This is a genomic window from Paenibacillus sp. FSL H7-0331 (genome assembly GCF_001956045.1).
In genome coordinates this window covers 214,871-233,009 of sequence record NZ_MRTH01000008.1, presented here as the reverse complement: position 1 = coordinate 233,009, position 18,139 = coordinate 214,871, and the positions used below count along the sequence as shown (strand labels likewise).

At 48.6% G+C, this 18,139-nt stretch carries 18 protein-coding genes; 8 read left to right on the top strand and 10 right to left on the bottom strand.

Going from position 1 to position 18,139, the window contains the following annotated elements:
• Position 1 precedes the first annotated feature (1 nt).
• A complete protein-coding gene (locus BK127_RS14435; protein ID WP_076231168.1) occupies positions 2–1,072 on the bottom strand; it encodes a YVTN family beta-propeller repeat protein in 1,071 nt (356 codons plus the stop codon).
• Between the two features lie 133 nt (positions 1,073–1,205).
• Here BK127_RS14435 and BK127_RS14430 point away from each other — a divergent pair, with 133 nt between their 5' ends.
• The 4 genes from BK127_RS14430 to BK127_RS14415 all read left to right on the top strand — a co-directional run bounded on the left by BK127_RS14430 (position 1,206) and on the right by BK127_RS14415 (position 4,051).
• Positions 1,206–2,192 (top strand): sulfurtransferase, encoded by a 987-nt coding sequence (locus BK127_RS14430; protein ID WP_256711309.1) that lies wholly within the window; start codon positions 1,206–1,208, stop codon positions 2,190–2,192.
• Positions 2,193–2,207: 15 nt separating this feature from the next.
• Positions 2,208–2,603: a rhodanese-like domain-containing protein gene (locus BK127_RS14425; RefSeq protein ID WP_076231166.1), complete on the top strand. Its 396-nt coding sequence runs from the start codon at positions 2,208–2,210 to the stop codon at positions 2,601–2,603.
• Positions 2,603–2,863, top strand: coding sequence for a sulfurtransferase TusA family protein (locus tag BK127_RS14420; RefSeq protein WP_076231163.1), 261 nt, complete (start codon positions 2,603–2,605; stop codon positions 2,861–2,863). Before BK127_RS14425 ends, BK127_RS14420 begins: the two co-directional genes overlap by 1 nt.
• A 69-nt stretch (positions 2,864–2,932) precedes the next feature.
• Positions 2,933–4,051 carry a YeeE/YedE family protein gene (locus tag BK127_RS14415; RefSeq protein ID WP_083689306.1) on the top strand — a complete coding sequence of 373 codons (1,119 nt, stop codon included), beginning with the start codon at positions 2,933–2,935 and terminating at the stop codon, positions 4,049–4,051.
• Positions 4,052–4,150: 99 nt separating this feature from the next.
• Here the strand turns inward: BK127_RS14415 and BK127_RS14410 are convergent, their stop codons facing one another.
• Positions 4,151–5,176, bottom strand: a complete 1,026-nt coding sequence (locus tag BK127_RS14410) for a zinc-binding alcohol dehydrogenase family protein (RefSeq protein ID WP_076231159.1) — start codon at positions 5,174–5,176, stop codon at positions 4,151–4,153.
• 122 nt (positions 5,177–5,298) lie between these two features.
• Here BK127_RS14410 and BK127_RS14405 point away from each other — a divergent pair, with 122 nt between their 5' ends.
• The 4 genes from BK127_RS14405 to BK127_RS14390 all read left to right on the top strand — a co-directional run bounded on the left by BK127_RS14405 (position 5,299) and on the right by BK127_RS14390 (position 9,666).
• Positions 5,299–5,640, top strand: a complete 342-nt coding sequence (locus tag BK127_RS14405; RefSeq protein WP_076231156.1) for a winged helix-turn-helix transcriptional regulator — start codon at positions 5,299–5,301, stop codon at positions 5,638–5,640.
• 132 nt (positions 5,641–5,772) lie between these two features.
• A complete protein-coding gene (locus BK127_RS14400; protein ID WP_076231375.1) occupies positions 5,773–6,771 on the top strand; it encodes an ABC transporter substrate-binding protein in 999 nt (332 codons plus the stop codon).
• A complete protein-coding gene (locus BK127_RS14395) occupies positions 6,768–8,831 on the top strand; it encodes an iron ABC transporter permease (RefSeq protein ID WP_076231154.1) in 2,064 nt (687 codons plus the stop codon). The genes BK127_RS14400 and BK127_RS14395 overlap by 4 nt, the downstream gene beginning before the upstream one ends.
• A 247-nt stretch (positions 8,832–9,078) precedes the next feature.
• The gene (locus BK127_RS14390) at positions 9,079–9,666 is read left to right on the top strand and encodes a YdcF family protein (protein WP_076231151.1); all 588 of its coding nucleotides are present in this window, start codon (positions 9,079–9,081) and stop codon (positions 9,664–9,666) included.
• 8 nt (positions 9,667–9,674) lie between these two features.
• Here BK127_RS14390 and BK127_RS14385 read toward each other — a convergent pair whose 3' ends face one another.
• The 8 genes from BK127_RS14385 to BK127_RS14350 form a co-directional block, all read right to left on the bottom strand.
• A complete protein-coding gene (locus BK127_RS14385; RefSeq protein ID WP_076231149.1) occupies positions 9,675–10,136 on the bottom strand; it encodes a DinB family protein in 462 nt (153 codons plus the stop codon).
• A gap of 69 nt (positions 10,137–10,205) precedes the next feature.
• Positions 10,206–11,423, bottom strand: coding sequence for an MFS transporter (locus BK127_RS14380; protein ID WP_256711308.1), 1,218 nt, complete (start codon positions 11,421–11,423; stop codon positions 10,206–10,208).
• A gap of 117 nt (positions 11,424–11,540) precedes the next feature.
• Positions 11,541–12,440, bottom strand: a complete 900-nt coding sequence (locus tag BK127_RS14375) for an AraC family transcriptional regulator (RefSeq protein WP_256711320.1) — start codon at positions 12,438–12,440, stop codon at positions 11,541–11,543.
• Positions 12,441–12,603: 163 nt separating this feature from the next.
• The gene (locus BK127_RS14370) at positions 12,604–13,497 is read right to left on the bottom strand and encodes a sugar phosphate isomerase/epimerase family protein (protein WP_076231144.1); all 894 of its coding nucleotides are present in this window, start codon (positions 13,495–13,497) and stop codon (positions 12,604–12,606) included.
• A 16-nt stretch (positions 13,498–13,513) separates the two neighbouring features.
• Positions 13,514–14,440 (bottom strand): NAD-dependent epimerase/dehydratase family protein, encoded by a 927-nt coding sequence (locus BK127_RS14365; RefSeq protein WP_076231141.1) that lies wholly within the window; start codon positions 14,438–14,440, stop codon positions 13,514–13,516.
• A 4-nt stretch (positions 14,441–14,444) separates the two neighbouring features.
• The gene (locus BK127_RS14360) at positions 14,445–15,365 is read right to left on the bottom strand and encodes a sugar phosphate isomerase/epimerase family protein (protein WP_256711319.1); all 921 of its coding nucleotides are present in this window, start codon (positions 15,363–15,365) and stop codon (positions 14,445–14,447) included.
• Positions 15,366–15,457: 92 nt separating this feature from the next.
• A complete protein-coding gene (locus tag BK127_RS14355; RefSeq protein ID WP_076231135.1) occupies positions 15,458–17,119 on the bottom strand; it encodes an extracellular solute-binding protein in 1,662 nt (553 codons plus the stop codon).
• A 118-nt stretch (positions 17,120–17,237) separates the two neighbouring features.
• Positions 17,238–18,134, bottom strand: coding sequence for a carbohydrate ABC transporter permease (locus tag BK127_RS14350; protein ID WP_076231132.1), 897 nt, complete (start codon positions 18,132–18,134; stop codon positions 17,238–17,240).
• Positions 18,135–18,139 lie beyond the last annotated feature (5 nt).

Genomic DNA, 18,139 nt, shown 5'->3' with positions numbered 1-18,139 from the left:
ACTAACAGCTTCCCCCGATACCTGGCAGCGCTTTGAGCTGAATACCGTGCGGCTGCGCCCCGACTTTAATATGCTCCACGACCTCCTGCTTGACGGTATCGATAACAACAACCTCATCAGAGCCGCTCAGCGTCACATACGCTTTGCTTTGCTGACGATTAAAGGAAATATGTCTGGCACCGGACAAGCTCGTTAACGATTTGATCACCTTGCCGCTTGGCAAATCAACAAAGCTGACCGCATTGCCTTCCATACTGGTTACAACAGCGGTTAAACCATCTTCCGTAACAACAACATCTGTCGCACCCGGGGCTACGCTAATTTTACTCAGCTGCTTGCCGTCAGCAGTATCGTAAATCTCCAGCGTGTTATCGCCTGCGCTTGGAACGTACAGCTTTTTCCCGTCATCGCTGACCTTGATCGCACGTGGCACTTTGCCGGTAGGAATCGTCTGCTGCAGCTGCTTGGTTTTGACATTGACGACATATACTTTATGGTTTTCATGATCGCTCACATACAATTTGTCGCCGAAAAGCACGAGATAATTGGTTTTGGCACCTGCCCCCAAATCAATCGTTCCGGCCTCCTTGCCTTCCTTCGTATCGACCAAATAAATAAATTGATCAGCAACAGCTGCCACATACAGCATTTTATTATCAGGCGATAGCACCATGCCGTGCGGCATCGGTCCGACCGGAACTTCCTTGGTCACTTTCAACGTTTGTGTATTAATGAAGGAAACTGTGCTGCTGTTCATATTCGCGGCATAGGCTTCCCGCATGGTCGAAGAAAAAATAACGGTAGACGGAGCCTCTGCAAGCTGAATCTTGCCGACCACCTTACTCGATACGACATCAATCACCGATAGGCTGTTGGTTTTTTCACTGGGCACATAAAATTGGACGCTCGTTAATTTGCCGGCAGAGGATTGTTCGGTATTTACCGATTCACCACCAGCTCCGGGTTTGGTTTGCAGGCGCTGTGCGGCCTCCTCCTTCGTCTCCATCGCGCAGCCGCCTAATAAGACCGACATGGCAATAGCGATAATCATCATCTTTTTTGAGTGTATCATTGCAGGCTCTCCTCACAACTTAGACAATTTATACATAAATAAATCATTGTATTTATATCGGAATTAGTGCTATTATACAGGAAGCAAAGCTTTAAAATCAACAATTCATTTCATCATGGGGGGAAATTAAAAAATGAAAAAACCGGTCGTTATGATTACATTATTAGCTTTAGCCATTGTATCCGCAGCATGCGGAAGTAAGGATGCCGCCAAACCAGCAGCCAGCACACCAGCAACTACCGCGGCCGCGAAGCCTGAAGCTGCTGCAGCCTCTGCTTCCATCAAGGCAACAGACCCGTATCCGAACGCACAGCTGTTAGCTGATGTGAAATGGACTGAGGAGCATCTGAAGGATGCTAAAGTAAAAATACTAGATGCTCGTGCCAAAGGCTATGAGCAAGGACATATTCCCGGTGCATTATCGCTGAATTCCGGTCTATTGAAAGATGCCGCGAATAACACCATTGTAGCCAAAGATAAATTTACTGAGCTATTTCAAAATCTCGGTGTAAGCAGCGATACCACTGTTCTTATCTATGATGAAGGCAATTCCTTGAATGCTGCTCGTGTTTTTTACGCATTGGAGTATTACGGACACAAGGATCATGTTAAAATACTAAATGGTGGTTATGCTGCTTGGGCTGCAGCCTCCAAGGAAGTATCAACCGACACCCCTGCTGCACCTGCCAAGGGTAATTTTGCAGCCGCACCTAATGATAAGCTAATTACTACAAAGGAGCAACTAAAAGCATTGGATATTCAACAATGCACGCTGCTTGATGTACGCTCTGCCAAGGAATTCTCCGGCGATGACCTGCGCGGCAACCAAAAAGGCGGTCACATCGATAAAGCTGTCAATCGGGAGTGGAGCGATGCTATCGATGCTAACGCCAAGGACGGCGTACCTGTGTTTAAAAGCTATCTGGATTTGACTAAAGCATTCGAGCAAACCGGTGTCGACAAGGATAAGAGCAAAACCGTTATTCCTTATTGCCAAACCAATATCCGTGGAGCACACACTTACTTTACGCTTCGTCTGCTGGGTTACACTGATATTCGTCCTTATGAAGGTGCGTTTGCAGAATGGGGCAATGCCGCTGATACAACTGTTGTAAAATAGAAAGGAGTCAACTCCATGGCACAAATTATTGAAGGTGTATCCCACATTAGCTCACAGGAGCTGCAGGATATTGTATCCGATACAAACAGTTCTGTCATCATCATCGATGTTCGTGAGCCTGAGGAATACGAAGCAGGTCATATTGAGGGGCTTCCATTAATTCCGATGGGTGAGATTGCCGACCTGATGGATCGTTTGGACCCGAGCAAAGAGTATATCTTCGTCTGCCGGAGCGGCCGCCGCAGCTATGAGGTCGCCAAGTTTTTTGGTAATAACGGCTTCGAACGCGTGCATAACCACTTGGGCGGCATGCTGAATTGGCAGCAGCAGGGACACGATATTGCGTTTGGACCTGCCGAGGACATCATCGAGAACTTCAAACCTGAGCAATTGGAAAGGAAGCGTGGATAATGAGCTTGAACGAACAGCAACTACTTGAAATCAAACCGGATCATATTGTCGATGCTATCGGCGAAGTATGCCCTCATACCTTAAATCTGGCGCTGGCTGGCTTGAAAAAAGCCAAGTCTGGTGAAATTGTCGTTGAAATTACCGATCATTCGATTGCAACCAAAACCATTCCAGCAGCTGTGAAAATGAATAAATACGGAGAATTCCTCGGTGTCGCCAAAAAAGGCGGTAACTATCACATTTTTATCAAAAAAGCTTAAGCTGCACGATGAGCAAATCCTGATGCGGATTTGCTTCTTAATTTATTAAAGGTTAGGACGGTTTACATCATGGCTTATACTTGGGATGTCTTTTTAATGGCTGCTATCTTTGGATTTCTGTACGGGTTTCTGCTGCAAAAGGCGGACTTCTGCTTTGTGGCCTCGATTCGTGACTGGATCAGCGTCAAAGATACCCGAATCCTGAATGGCGTGCTTGTACTGATTGCAACAGCTTTACTTGGCTGGGGACTCGTGCTGACCCTTGATATCAAAAGCGTGTCCGACATCTGGACTGTACCGCTTGGCGGCGCTAACCTGCTCGGCGGCATTTTGTTCGGTATCGGTATGACGATTGCCGGCGGCTGCGGCTCGGGAACGCTGTACCGCTGCGGTATGGGCTATATCCAATTTTGGATTGTGCTGTTGTTTGCCATTGCCGGTAATCTGCTGTTTGCACTCATTTATGATCCTTGGGCGCGCGATGCGCTTAAACCTCTTACTGTACTAGAAGGCGGATTTACACTGTTCTCATGGCCTTTGCCCTATTATTTACTTCCTGTAGTTATCGTAGCGGTTATGTTGGCTATAGCGATTTATCGCTTCGGGCTGAAAGGTTTTGTTGGCGGCATCAAGTCGTCCTTGACGGATTGGGAAGGAAGCCCTCTGAAGCAGTCCCACTGGGATATTCGGTTGGTCGCTTTCCTGATCGGAGTGGTAGCTACCATTCAATTCGCATTGATGTCCAATGTCAGTATTACCGGGCCTGAAACGAGAATCGGAGCGGTTGCACTGGCGCAGCTGTTGGGAAATGATTTTGTATTTAACAATACGTACCTGAATGCGATGTTTGCCGATTTTCCGCGGGTTGGACTTGGTCCAGAAGAAACACTCATTATTTTTCTGGTGATCGGCTCATTTGTCGCATCTCTTCTAAGCGGTAGCTTCAAATTCCGTATCCCGAGAGCGTCACGGCTTCCTTTTGCCATTGGCGGAGGTCTGTTGATGGGTGTATCCTCACGGATCGCACCTGGCTGCAATATTGCCAACGTCATTACGGGAATCGGCGGTTTATCCTTGAGCAGTGTTATTGTCGTTATTGGCATGATCATCGGAATTGTCATCGTCGTCGCGTTTGTATTCAAAATGCCGCTGATGCTGTTCCAGCGTAGTGATGCTTTGGATGACTGACCACCTGCATGTGAACAACCTAAAAACGTCTAACCTCTTATTACTCGGGGATAGACGTTTTTTGCTGTTCCAACATCCATGTCGCCATAACCAATCTGCTTAAAAATGCTCCAGGACGATTTTTCCAATCGTACGGCCTGACTCCACCAACTCATGAGCCTTCCGTAGATTCGCCGCGTTAATCGGCGTAAGCCGTTCTGTCATCGTGGTACGGAGCTCTCCGGCATCAAGCTTGGCCGCAACCGCATCCAACAACCGATGCTGCTCAATCATATCTGGCGTCTCATACATCGCTCTTGTAAACATAAATTCCCAGACAAAGGTCGCGCTTTTATTCTTCAGCGGCATCAGATCGAGCTGCTCGTCGGTCTCAACGATTGAGCAGATTTTACCCTGTGGGACAATGATTTCTAACATTTGCTTCCAATGCTGCTGCATTTGATTCAGACAAAAAATATAGTCGACGCCTGCAAAGCCCAGCTCCTTAAGCTGCGGAAGAAACGGTTCATAATGGCTGATCGTATAATCGGCTCCATGTTCTTTGACCCATGCCACCGATTCTGGACGTGAGGCTGTGCCAATGACCGTTAGTCCAACTCCCTTTGCGATCTGCGTTGCTATCGAGCCTACACCTCCGGCAGCACCTATGATCAAAATCGTTTGACCGGCATTATGCTCAGGACGCTGAGAGATACCGAGTCGATCGAAAAGTCCCTCCCACGCCGTAATCGTCGTTAATGGCAGGGCTGCCGCTTCAGCATAATCAAGCGTCTTCGGCTTGTGGCCCACAATTCGTTCATCAACCAGATGAAATTCGCTGTTGCCACCAGGACGGGTAATACTCCCCGCATAATACACTTCATCTCCGGGTTTAAACAGTGTGCAGTCGGGTCCAACCGCCTCCACTACCCCGGCAGCATCCCAACCGAGCACGCGTGGTGATGCTTCTGTACGATTCTTTGGTGCCCTCACTTTCACATCAACGGGATTAACCGAAATCGCTTTGACCTGTACGAGCAGATCGCGCCCTTGCACAGTCGGTTTCTCCAGCAACACATCCAGCAGACTTTCCTTATCTGCAATAGGTAAATATCGGTGTAAGCCAACAGCTTTCATTTGAAACATCACATTCAACCCTTTCGTTTATGTTACCATGCACTCATTATATGTGATAAAATCGTTTTGTATAAGTACGCACATTAATGTTGTATAGGTACATTCTGTATACTATGGAGAGTGAAGCTATCATGAGAAATCGCAAAAGCGGCTACGGACCTGCATGTGAAGACGGATGTCCGGTCGAATTTACACTGGATGTCATCGGTGGCAAATGGAAAGGCGTTCTGCTCTACCATCTGATTGACAGCACCAAGCGGTTCAACGAATTCCGTAAGCTATCCCCCGGCATAACCCAAAGAATGCTTACCTTACAGCTCAGGGAGCTTGAGGAGGATGGTATCGTACACCGGGAAATCTACCGTCAAGTACCGCCAAAGGTAGAATACTCGTTAACCGAGTTCGGACGTACACTCGTACCGATCATCCTGCTCATGAAGCAATGGGGTGAAGCCTATAAGAGCAAAAAATAGCTTTTTTTTCTTGACAATTCCCTTGATAATCATTATCGTTTAAATGATCTTGATAATCATTATCATGATAGTGGTGGATCGTTGTTGAACAACGTCCCTAAATCTCTATAAGGAGTTGTCATTGTGCAAAATATGTTCAAGTCTGTTACAGCTATATTAAGTTTAACCCTCTTATTTCTGATCTCAGCATGCGGCTCTGCCCAAAACCCGGGAGAACCTGTTTCCGCTCCAACCGCTCAACCCCCTGCCGCCTCTGCTGCCACCAAGACGATCAAGCATGCGATGGGTACCGTAGAAATTAAGGGTACACCGAAGCGTATCGTAACCCTGGAATGGGTGTATGCGGAGGACCTGCTGGCACTTGGTGTTCAGCCAACAGGCGTAGCCGACATTGCCGGATATAAAAGGAATTTCAGTATTCAGCCACAGCTGGCTGCCGAAACGGTAGATGTCGGAACACGACAGGAATCGAATCTGGAGTCTATTGCCGGTCTTAAACCTGACCTTATCATTACCTCTGCCAACCGTGCCAAGCAAAATTACGAACAGCTGAAAAAAATCGCACCTACGATCGTATTTGACTCGTATCCGGCTGAAGGTGCAGGTGATCAATATACGGAGATGGAAACGACCTTCAAAACAATCGCCGACCTTACCGGTAAAACAAGTGAAGCCGACAAAGTTTTAGGCGATTTGCAAAAAACGTATGCCGACTCCAAAGAAAAGCTGAAAGCAGCGAATAAGGAAGGCGCCGAGTTCGTATTAACCCAAGCCTACAGCAACCAGAATGCGGCACAGCTGCGGTTGTTCACTGACAATTCGATGGCTGTACAAATTTTGCAGCGGGCCGGTTTGAAAAATGCTTTCAAATCGAGTAAATTTGAAAGCTTCGGTTTTACAACAGGCTCGGTTGAACTGCTGCCTTCTGTACAGAACGCCAACTTTCTATACATTGTTCAGCCGGAAGATAATGTATTCGAGAAGCAGCTGAAGGACAACGCCGTGTGGAAAGGGCTCAACTTTGTAAAAGAAAACCGTTCTTACATGCTGCCTGGAACTACGTGGGTATTTGGCGGTCCGCTATCTGCTCAAGTATTCGTCCAGCTTGCGACCAAGGCCATTGCGAAATGACAACCCGTGAAATCGCCGCACCTCTGACATCGACAAACACGGTAGGCTGGAAGCCGGTCCTTGTATTCGGAGGCGGCTTTCTTGCGCTGATCGTGCTCCTGTTTGCCAGTCTGACCCAAGGTGAAGCCAGCGTCACGATGCAAACAGTCATCGATTCGCTGCTGCATCCGCAGGATATCCCTTCCCACCACCTGGTACTCGGTCTTCGTATGCCCCGGGCCTGTATCGGAATGCTTGCAGGTGCCGCACTGGCTGTGGCCGGGGCTTTGCTGCAAACTGTAACACGCAATCCACTCGCTTCGGCATCCACACTCGGACTTAATGCAGGCGCCTACTTCATTATCGTATTGGCTGCCGTTTATTTTCCGGGCCTAAAGGCTAGCATGCCGCTGCTGCTCGCGCTCATTGGCGCTTGCGGCGCGGCTACTATGGCGTATCTGATGGGGGGAGGCCGCAGAAGCACACCGGTACGGATGGCACTCGCGGGACTGATTGTTTCCCTCGTTCTGTCCTCGTTCACCAGCGCGCTGCAGCTCATCTATGAGAACCAAACCTCCGGCCTGTTCGTCTGGGGGTCCGGCTCACTTGTACAGAATGACTGGGTCGGTGTCCGTTATGCTTGGCCATGGGTCACGCTCGGTATAGCTGGTGCTATATGGTTTGCCCGTCCACTCGACCTGCTGGAGCTGAATGAAGAAACATCGGCTTCACTCGGTCAAAGCGTCACCTTTACCCGGTTTGCTGCTTTAGGTCTTGCTGTTCTGCTGGCAGGTGTGACGGTCAGCGTAGTCGGACCGATTGGCTTTATCGGACTCATAGCCCCGCATCTTGTACGATTGATCGGGCTGCGCCGCCATCGTATGCTGCTGCCTGCAAGCGCCCTATGGGGTGCTGTCATACTGGTGGGCGCTGACACGGTAGCCCGTATGTTCCACAGCACGCTTGGTGAGCTTCCGGCAGGTGCAGTGACCGCATTGATTGGTGGACCATGGCTCATCTGGCTCGCTATTCGGGGTATTCGCGTGCAGCGGTCGGCTGAAGGCTCTTCGTCTATGAGTGTCGGTAATCTGAATAGAAAGATTCCGTATAGTGTGCTTGTCCTGACCGTCAGTGTGGCACTCGTCCTGCTGATCACGGTCAGTGTGATGGCTGGCTCGATGAGGCTGTCATTCATGGAGGTGTGGTCGATCTGGAGCGGCGGAGGTACGGAACTTGCCCGTAATATCGTCTTTAACCTGCGGCTGCCACGTATCCTTGTTGCTGCCATGGCCGGTGCAGCGCTCGCTGTCGCCGGCGTGATGATGCAAGGCGCACTACGCAATCCGTTGGCCGATTCGTCGATAGTCGGCGTTACCGCCGGTGCAGGTTGTGGCGCTCTGCTGCTGCTGGTCGCCTGGCCGCAGGCTTCAGCAGCGTGGCTTCCTGTCGCTGCGTTGGCTGGAGCTTTTGCCGCAGCCACAGCGATATATGTGCTTGCCTGGAAAAAAGGATTGAATCCGGTTGTTGTCGTGCTTGTCGGTATCGCTATCTCCGCCATAGGCTCGGCCGTTATCCAATTCCTTGTCATTAAATCGGGGGTTACTGCCTCAGGAGCCATTGCCTGGTTGGCAGGAAGCACGTATGCCAAAGGCTGGGAGGATCTCATCGGACTCACAATTGCCAATGTTATCCTGCTGCCGCTCGCCTGGCTGCTGGGTCGCAGGGTCGATCTGCTCGCATTCGGAGATCAGGTATCGTTGGGTCTTGGCCTTAAGCTGCAGCGTACGCGACTGATCACAGCCGCCATCGGTGTGGCGCTTGCCGCAGCTGCAGTAGCCAGTGTAGGGACTGTGGGCTTTATCGGATTGCTAGCCCCTCATGCCGTACGTTTGTTTACCGGTCAACATCATCGTCACTCTGTTATACTGTCCGCGATGATAGGCGCCTTATTGCTCGTCGGAGCCGATATGATTGGCAAATTGGTTTTGGCTCCCAAGGAAATTCCTTCTGGAATCATTGTAGCGCTCTTGGGAACTCCCTATTTGCTGATACTCATGTACCGAAGTGCTGTACGACGCTAATCATTAACCCTGTTAATCGTATTGCTCGGTTCTGTGCTTCAGCACACTTTCGCCTCTTCCGCTTTTGATTCACCAAACTTCCAAAACCGCTGTTACGGCACATGATTCAGTGACGTCCCAGCGGTTTTTACATTTTTTTCAACAAAAATACGGTATGAGTGGATAAACAGAAGCAATCTGGGTAATAAAAAAATGGAGCCTCGGCATATCTAAGAAGCTTACAAAATTCATAAAAGGAGGGACTGACATGCTTGTCTCGCAAATCCATACGGATCATCTGACCAAGGAACACATACATAAGCTGCTCTACGCTAATATGGACGATGACGGGAAACAGGGTGATTGTATCTTCGTATTCGGAAGCCGCAATGCCGTCACCTACCGCGTTCCCAAAGCCGTCGAGCTGTACAAGCAGGGACGCGCCAATAAAATCCTGTTCACAGGTGGCGTATTCGACACCCCTGAGGCCAAGACGATGAAAAGCAGTGCCATTCAGGCCGGTGTATTAGAAAAGGATATTATTATTGAAACCCGCTCCAAGCATACGAAGGAAAATGTGCTGGCTGCGTTATTTGTGCTTGATCGGGCGATCGGACTCCATAAGATCAAAAGACTGCTTGTCGTCACGACCAATTATCATATGAGACGCTGCCTGCTCACGCTGCAAACCTATATGCCGGACTGGATCGAATACACCATATGCAGTGTAGATGATAAAGTGACCCGGGCTGACAATTGGTGGCTGCATGAAACGGGCACCAAACGGGTTCGACAGGAGATCAATAGCCTTGTCAAATATATTAGACAAGGCCAAATTCGTGATTTTGAATGTTAGTAGTCCTCTTACCCTTTCACCAGCACCTTGAGCATCGCTTGGATCATTCCCGTATGGTTGTTCTCATGAAGCAGATTGGTTAGTAGAATCTCTTCCACATGGTCAGCTTTGGCAAAGTTTTCTTTAACCGGAGCTTGCAATTTTCCTGCAAAAACTTCGCGTATCCGAATTGGCTGCTGTTTCAATTGCTCAATGATCGCTTCCCACGTTGGCGGTTCCTCCGTCCAATCGGCAGGCTTCGTGCCACTACCGAAGAAGGCACGGTACTCCGCAGGAATCTGGACAGCTTCTCCAGAAAATCCAAAGACAAGGCCTTCCGTTATCGTTAGAATATGACCGATCTGCCATAAGATCGAATTGTTAAATCCCGTCGGGACCACATTACGCTGCTCTGCTGGACATTTATCCACCAGCTGCAGCAGGCGGTTACGGTATTTGTCCACCGCGTCAAACATAAAAGTTTCTCTCATCGATTAGCCTCCCAAATTTTGCGCATATTTTACACATACATCTTATCATAGCTTTGAAATTTCGGAGGATCAAGCAGGTCTAACGGGATTTTTCTTCATACGCTGAAAAGCCCATACCATAGCACCAACTCCAACCATGCAGCCTCCTGCGGTACAAACCCCATTCCATTCCCCGATACTCCAGGCATAGCTGCCAAGCGCCGAGCCTATGGATCCACCAATAAAGGTGCTAACCATAAATACAGTATTAATCCGGCTTCTGGCCTCTGGAGCCAAAGCATAAATTCTCGCTTGATTGGAAATTTGAGAGCCTTGCACACCCAGATCAAGCAAAATCACACCCAAAATCAAACCCCATAGATGAGAGCCCACTGTCCAGAAGGAAAGGTAGGATAATAAGGCTAAACCAATAAAGATACCTACCATCCCCGTCGCACTGAACCGGTCGGTTAAACGACCTGCGGCCGGAGCAGCAGCAGCTCCCAATACACCCACCAAGCCAAACAAGCCCGCGATCTCACTGCCATAATGATAAGGGCTCCCCTCTACATAAAAGGCAAGTGCCGTCCAGAACACACTAAAGCCGCCAAATAATAAAGCCCCCAGTAATGAAGCTTCACGAAGGACAGGCTGTGTCCGGATCAGTTCTGCAATCGACCTCATTAGCTGCTTATAGGTGATAGCAACCTGCGGCTCGGCTTTGGGCAGCACCTTCCATAACACAATCGCCAGAATCAACATAAGAGCCGCGGCAATCCCGTACATGGAACGCCAGCCCATAAAGCCGCCGATTACACCGGAGACCGTCCTTGCCAATAAAATACCGATCAACAGTCCACTCATAACCGTGCCGATCACTTTGCCACGCTCTGCGGGAGGAGCCAGATGTGCAGCAAGCGGAATGATAATCTGTGTAGTGACGGCTGTGAAACCGACGGCCAGGCTGGCGATATTAATCCATAGGATCGTTTGAGAAGTCGCCACTCCGATAAGCGCAATCATCTCGGCAAGCAGGATCATCACAATCAGTCCGCGGCGCTCCTTCATATCTCCGAGCGGCACGAATATAAACATGCCTACTGCGTAACCGATCTGCGTTAACATGGATACGCTTCCGACTTCCCTCGCCGTTGCATGAAAGGTACGGCCTATATCAGCAAGCAGCGGTTGATTATAATACAAATTAGCTACAGACAATCCGCAGGCCACAGCCATTAAAAGAATAAGTGCTTTTGTCATTATCGGCTTGCTGGATTGTTCCCGGGTTTCCATTGCTAGTTCACTCATAACCGTTATGCTCATCCCATTCATCGTTTACTTCGGCTATTAAACCTTTTATTAGTATACTACGATCTCAGGTTCAATACCGCAATATAAACAGGACGATTAAGTATCAGGATGTGCCTAATCCGTAATCGATTTTCTATAGCAGGCTGGCGATGCTCCTGTCCAACGCTTGAACTGCCTGCTGAAATGAGCGAGCTCCCGATATCCAATCAACTCAGCGACATGATCAATGGAAAGCTCTTTTTGCATGAGCAGATGCTTGGCCTTTTGAAGCATTAAGGAGGATAAATATTGACGCGGAGAGATCTGATAACGTTTTTTGAAGATTCGATTGCAATAAGCAGGACTAATGCCAAGCTCTGCCGCGATATCGTCGATGCCTATTCTGTCCTCATCGACAGGACCGTGTATATGCGTATTTTTAACGAGATTCTCGATTTTTTCAGCAATAAGAAAGGCTAGCTGCTCGTTCATCTTCGGATCAATTTGTCTTTCTTTCTCCGAAGTCAGCTCATCGGCTATCGTCCCAAACAATTGAAACAGCTCAGAAAGCATGAACATACGGTCACTTACCTGTAAAGAAACGTTTTTTTTGGAAAATTCGATTAGGCGGTTCAGGTGGGGCAGCACTTTGCTGGTCATTGGGGAATCACAAGGATAATACGTTTGATTGGAGCCGTTAAGCACTGGAAGCAGTTGACCATCATCGATCTGAAAATGCAGACAAAAATAAGTAAATTCCTTTTCGTTGCCTGAACGATTAAAGTGAACTTCACCCGGTTGAATCAACAGCAGATCACCAGCCTGTTGATTATAAGTATTACCATTTATTGTAAATTCCTGACAACCTTCTATTAAGTAATTGATCTCATATTGAAAGTGCTCGTGCGATGGAAAAAACCACGTTCCTTTGACATGGCGTACATGCATGCTGAATAAATGCAGGTTGGTTTGAACATCCTTGGCGAAATATTCCTCCAATGTAAAATCACTCGTTTGCGGTCTTGCCGAATTCACCAAGCTGCTTCACCGCCTTATGGATTAATAGTACGGTTTGTTCACCTCAAATTGCAGTGAATAAGTCCCGCTGCGCAACCGAAGTGTGGCCAAATGTCCTTCCGATTATTCACGCTATCAAAGGTGAACATTTCGCTGTTACAGGATCATTTGGCCGCTTCGCTTAAGCTTTAAAGTTATTATAGCCTAGCTGCTGCAAATACTTTTTGCTTATTTGCACAGCGTCCAGAGAAGGATACATCGGACGACCCTTACGGGTCTGGCTCCACTGATTTCCGTCTAATTCTACATGAGCATAGCCCTTGTACCCGATCTCCTCCAAGTATCCGAGAATACCATTGATGTCTACCGTCCCTTCTCCAAGAGGGGTGTATCCCAGGAATCCGGTTGTATCGACCTCCCTGCCTTCGGCATCCTGTTCGACAGGCCCTCCACTATAATCCTTTACGTGAACAATCCCAATCAGTTCGTGGTAAGCTTTGACGATAGTGAGCGGATCAGAGCCGCCCTTGGCTATTTGACCCAGATCAGGCGCAAAGCTGACAACACGTCCATCCACAGCATCCATCACGCGGTTAATTTCCTCTTCGGTTTCTACAGGCGTGCCTGTGTGCGGGTGGAAACAGCATAGCAATCCGTGATCCGTGATCCGCTCGGCCAGCTCATTGAGGGTTGAGATCACTTGTGGGATATGCGCTGTCAAAGAAAATTGCTGCCGATTCAGCATTTTACCTCCGATAATAACCGCAGGTCCGTTATATTTTGTATACAGCTTTACCCATTCCATCACCTTATTGATTTCAGCCTCGCGATGATCCGGATTTAATAAATCCAAATGGCAGTACAGGGACGTCAGTTGAAGCTGATTGCGCTCGAAAACCTCCAATAGATCTCGATTGGATGCCTCCCACTCCTCCAGTACCCAGCCAAACGTCTCCGTCCCCCAATAACCGCAAGCTGCAATAGCTGGAACGGCCGTTGCAATATCTTCATTGGCCCAAGTAATAGCCGTGTGTCCAAATCGTATTTGCTTATCCATTTTGTCTATTTTGTCCATTCAACATCCATCCTCTCTATTGCTGATCCGATTGGTTGCGCCAAGAGAACTGCGGCTTGTAGCCGAGCTTGGTCCGGAGCTTTTGGGCTGTAATGAGTCCTTCCGTCCCTTCCAAATCCGTTGCCATTTCGACCAGATCGGGCCATACCTTGGCGACCACATCCTTCGTATCCTCCACATGACGGCTGTCAGTCAGCAAATGAAAAGCCTCGAACATCTCCAGATGCTCAGCCTCGATAGCCAACGTAAAAGCTTGCGCTGCATCACGAGGATCAACGTATTGATAGGTTGTACCTACAGGACCGCCGGCATGGTTGGGCCGTGCTTCCAGCGTAATACCATATTTGTAGTCATCCTTGCGAAACGGCCAATCAATCCCCTGCAGACGAAAAGCGACCGCACGAATCCCATACGCTCTGCTATAGGCGCGCAATATTTCTTCTCCGAACATCTTGGACAAAGCGTACGAATCCTCAGGTCGATTCGGATGCTCCTCATCAATCGGCAAATAATCGACCTTGAAAGGCGTCCCGCTAAGTCTTCGTCCCATACCCAGCGCATAGTAGGAGGAGGCAAACGCAACGGTTTTCACATGCTTGAATCGGCGTGCGGCGTCCATCAAGTAATACGTTCCCATTGTATTGACCTTCATGCACTCGTCCTCCGGCAGACTTTGAATTCGCGACTGACCAGGATGAAGCTCGGTATCATAAGGAATGGCAGCCAGATGGATGATCGCTTCCGCTTCGGATAAAGAAATCGCCCGCATGCAGTCCTCAAGAGTTGTCAAATCACCTTTGACAAACTGCACGCCCTTGGGATAATCAGTTGCATTCGGCGCAGCACAATCAAAGCCGGTTACCCGATAATCCCGGTCCACTAAATACTCAATAACATACCGCGCTAGTCTACCGCTTCCACCTGTTACCAGAACATTTTTCATCTGCTTACCCTCTCCCTGATTGATTTTGCAGCTTTTTCAAATAAGCTACGCTCTGTGCGTAAAATTCAGCTTCCTGCAGATTAACGTCCCGCTCCGGGTCCCACCGCATCCAGCCGGGCTCTATAATCAGATGCAAGCCTTCGGCACGAGGGCTGCACTCAGCCAACAGCTGAACCGTTCTGGGCAAATCGACATGTCCTTCACCAAAGGCACAGCCGAATGCCGTAAACGGGATATAACCTCTTATCGGAGAATCGACCACAACCATGTCCTTCACATGAGTAGTAAAAGCATAGGGCGCCAGCGCTTCAATATCTTCATTCGGATCGCAAAATACCGTAAACCCATTCGCCGTATCCAGCGCAGCGCCGACATGAGCGGAGTCAACCTTATCGAACAGCCTGGCCATTTCGCGACCGGTAAAATCACAATGATTTTCCACAGCCAGTAATATATCTGCATCCTTTGCGATGGCAGCCGCTTCCTGTAATGAGGGGAGCAAAGACTCGATATGATCGTGGATGTTCACACTCCGATTGAAACGGCTGCTAGTGATCTTCAACCGTCCATAACCGGTTCGAACGACAGGCATGTTCAGCAGCTTGGCAGTTTCGATGGCCTGCAGAAATTGGGCTTTAGCCTCCTGATCTACATTCACGCCAGCCAATTGAAATACACCGGGAACAGATGTCTCCAGTTCAATTCCCAGTGTCTCTGACAGCTTCCCCAGTGCCTTCAATAACTCTAAGTCTTTGGGAAGATGACGGGTTTGCAGCACCGTACATCCGAGCTCTGCTGATCTGTGCAGCAGCCACTCGGCGGAACATTCCTCTCCCACTTCCGTGGGAACGGGATAAAAGCCTCCCTGCATCCCGATTTTCATCGAACGTACTGTAGAGCTGATGGCTGTATCCGATGGTAGCACCAATAGGCTCATCCCCTTTTAAATGATCAACAGGGAAAAGGAAACCTTTCCCCGCTGCCTATGATCCTTGATTTTCGATTCAGCTGCTTTGCTTATTTCTTGCTGCCTTTCCATTTGGCATCGTATTCCTTTTGCATGATGGAGATATATTCATCGTTCCCCATGTTCTTCAGTTCGGCCTGGAACTTATCCCAATCCTTCTCAATGTCCCGGTTGCCTACAATAAAATCCGCGATATCGGCTTCCAGCTTTTTAGAAATTTCCGTCTTTAATTCATTAAATCGGGTTGCTGTCTTCGGTTCAAAGAAAAACTTCGGCACCGAAACCTTGCCAGCCGTCTTGTCGTACAGCTTGGCTGCATTGTACAGCACCTTTTCCAGGTCGAATTTGCCGTCTGGGAGCACTTCCCTTGAATCCGATCCGAACGGAGGCCATGTGGAGTTCGCCCCTGACCAGTGCGCATTTTGCGGCTCCCCCCATAAATCCTTGCCTACCAGCTTGAATTTGGCCGGTTCTCCATTCGCCGCAAGCGTACCCTTCGGCACTTCCCAATTCACACCCTCTACCCCGTAACGGCTTCGTAAATAGGCTTCCTTGGAATACATAAAGTCGACCAATTTCATCACAACATCCGCATTCTTGCCATTGGCTGGTATGGCGAATTGGTAGGAACCGACAACGCCAAACTCATTGAAATACGAGGTTTGGAATCCGCCAGGTCCTTTTAACGGGGGCACAATCTCATAATTCAATCTAGTTGCATCATTAGCCGCAAACGCATGAGGGCCGCCACTCGGAACCGCAGCCACATTATTGCCGTTGTTCAACTCGACAATTTGCTTCAGCTGCGCCTCATCGTTAGTGAATGAGGTCTGATCGATCAAGCCTTCCTTGGAGAGCTTGTTCAGGTAGCGAATGCCATCTCTCCACGCAGGTGTCGTATACGCAGCGATGACCTTGTCATCCTTCACATACAGACCATTGGCGTCCTGATAGGTGAACGCGTTCATAATAAATTGATCGGCTTTGGCGAACCAGCTCGTTTTTGAACCGACAATTCCGATTTCATCTTTTTTGCCATTGCCATTCGGGTCCTTTTCCTTGGCAGCCTTCAAATATTGGTACAGCTCATCCGTCGTTGTCGGCACGGACATATTCAGGCTTTTCAGGAACGATTTATTGGCCCAGAACCGCATGGCACGATCGCAGTTATAGCATATGCCCGCCTGTGGGAGTCCATAAATATGACCATCAGGTGCTGAGGTAGCCTGTTTGATATTGGGGTATTCGGCATACATTTTTTTAATATTGGAACCATGCTTGTCTATCAGATCTTCCATTTTCCGAATAATGCCTTGTGATCCATAGGTGGCAAGCGAAGAATTGTCCAGAGAGAAGTTGCCCATGATCAGATCACCGAGGTCGCCACCCGACGAAAGCTCCAGATTCAGCTTCGTTTTAGCGTCAGCTGCCGGATAAAAATTCCACTTGATATGAACGTTGGTCTGATCCTCCAGCCATGTGGTCAGCTCATTTTTGCCATATTCCCAGGATAAGACGTATGGGCTCGAGGGGACGGTTATCGTGACCGTGACCTTTTCCTTGGAAATAGGCAGTACCCCTTCAGCCGATAAGTTGGTGTCCGTCGATTCTTTCTTTGCCGTATCCGCCGGTTTCTCTGTGCTGCATGCGCTTAACACGATTGCCATACACAGAAAGACCACGACCATACGGTTATACAACCTTCCTCGCATAAACATTCTCCCTTCGATTTTTGTTCCCTTCGAACCCGTCTATCTATCTTTATACAATCAAATCGGCCTTTTACCTGAATCTCTCTGAGGACCACTTCAAGGGCCGATGTACAACCGTTTATCCTTTGATCGATCCAATCATTACGCCTTTGACAAAATGCTTTTGCACGAACGGATACACAAGCCACACGGGTAAGCTGGCTACAATGATAATCGAATATTTGAGCAGATCGGCCAGCCCCTGCTTTTTGGTCATCGATTCCGGATCTGTAATCGAAGCGGGGTCCACCTCATTTTGAATCAGAATATCCCGCAGAATGATCTGTAACGGAAAAAGCTCCTTGCTCTTCAAGTAAATAAATGCATTAAAGTAAGCATTCCAATGGGACACTCCATAAAAGAGCACCAGTACCGCGATAATCGCTTTGGACAAAGGCAGCACGATACTCCACAAAAATCTCAGGTGCGAGCACCCGTCCATCGAAGCGGCTTCAAAAAGCTCATGGCTGATCGTCGATTGGAAAAAAGTACGGGCGATAATCATATTCCAGACAGCAAGTGCACCCGGAATAATCAGGGCCCACCTCGTATCGATCATCCCCAGCTGTTTAATCAACAGGTAGTTCGGAATCAAGCCGCCGTGAAAGATCATCGTAAAAGCGAATGCATACATAATGAGGTTGCGGCCAATCATCGTCCTTCGGGATAAAGGATAGGCAGCCATGATCGTGAGGACGACATTGATGGTGGTACCTACAACTGTATACAATATCGTGTTTGCATAAGAAGGGAGTATTCTTGGGTCCTTCAGTATTGCCGTATAGCCTTCAAAAGAGAAATTGACAGGCCATAAAAATACTTTGCCTGACACGACAGCCAGTCTGTCACTGAAGGAAGCGCTGAAAATATATATGAGCGGATACAGCACAACCAGCAGCGCAAGCAACAGGATGAAGTCGTTCAGCATATAAAATATTTTGTCCGCATTCGTTAGCCCTACTCGATTGGATTTCATTGTGC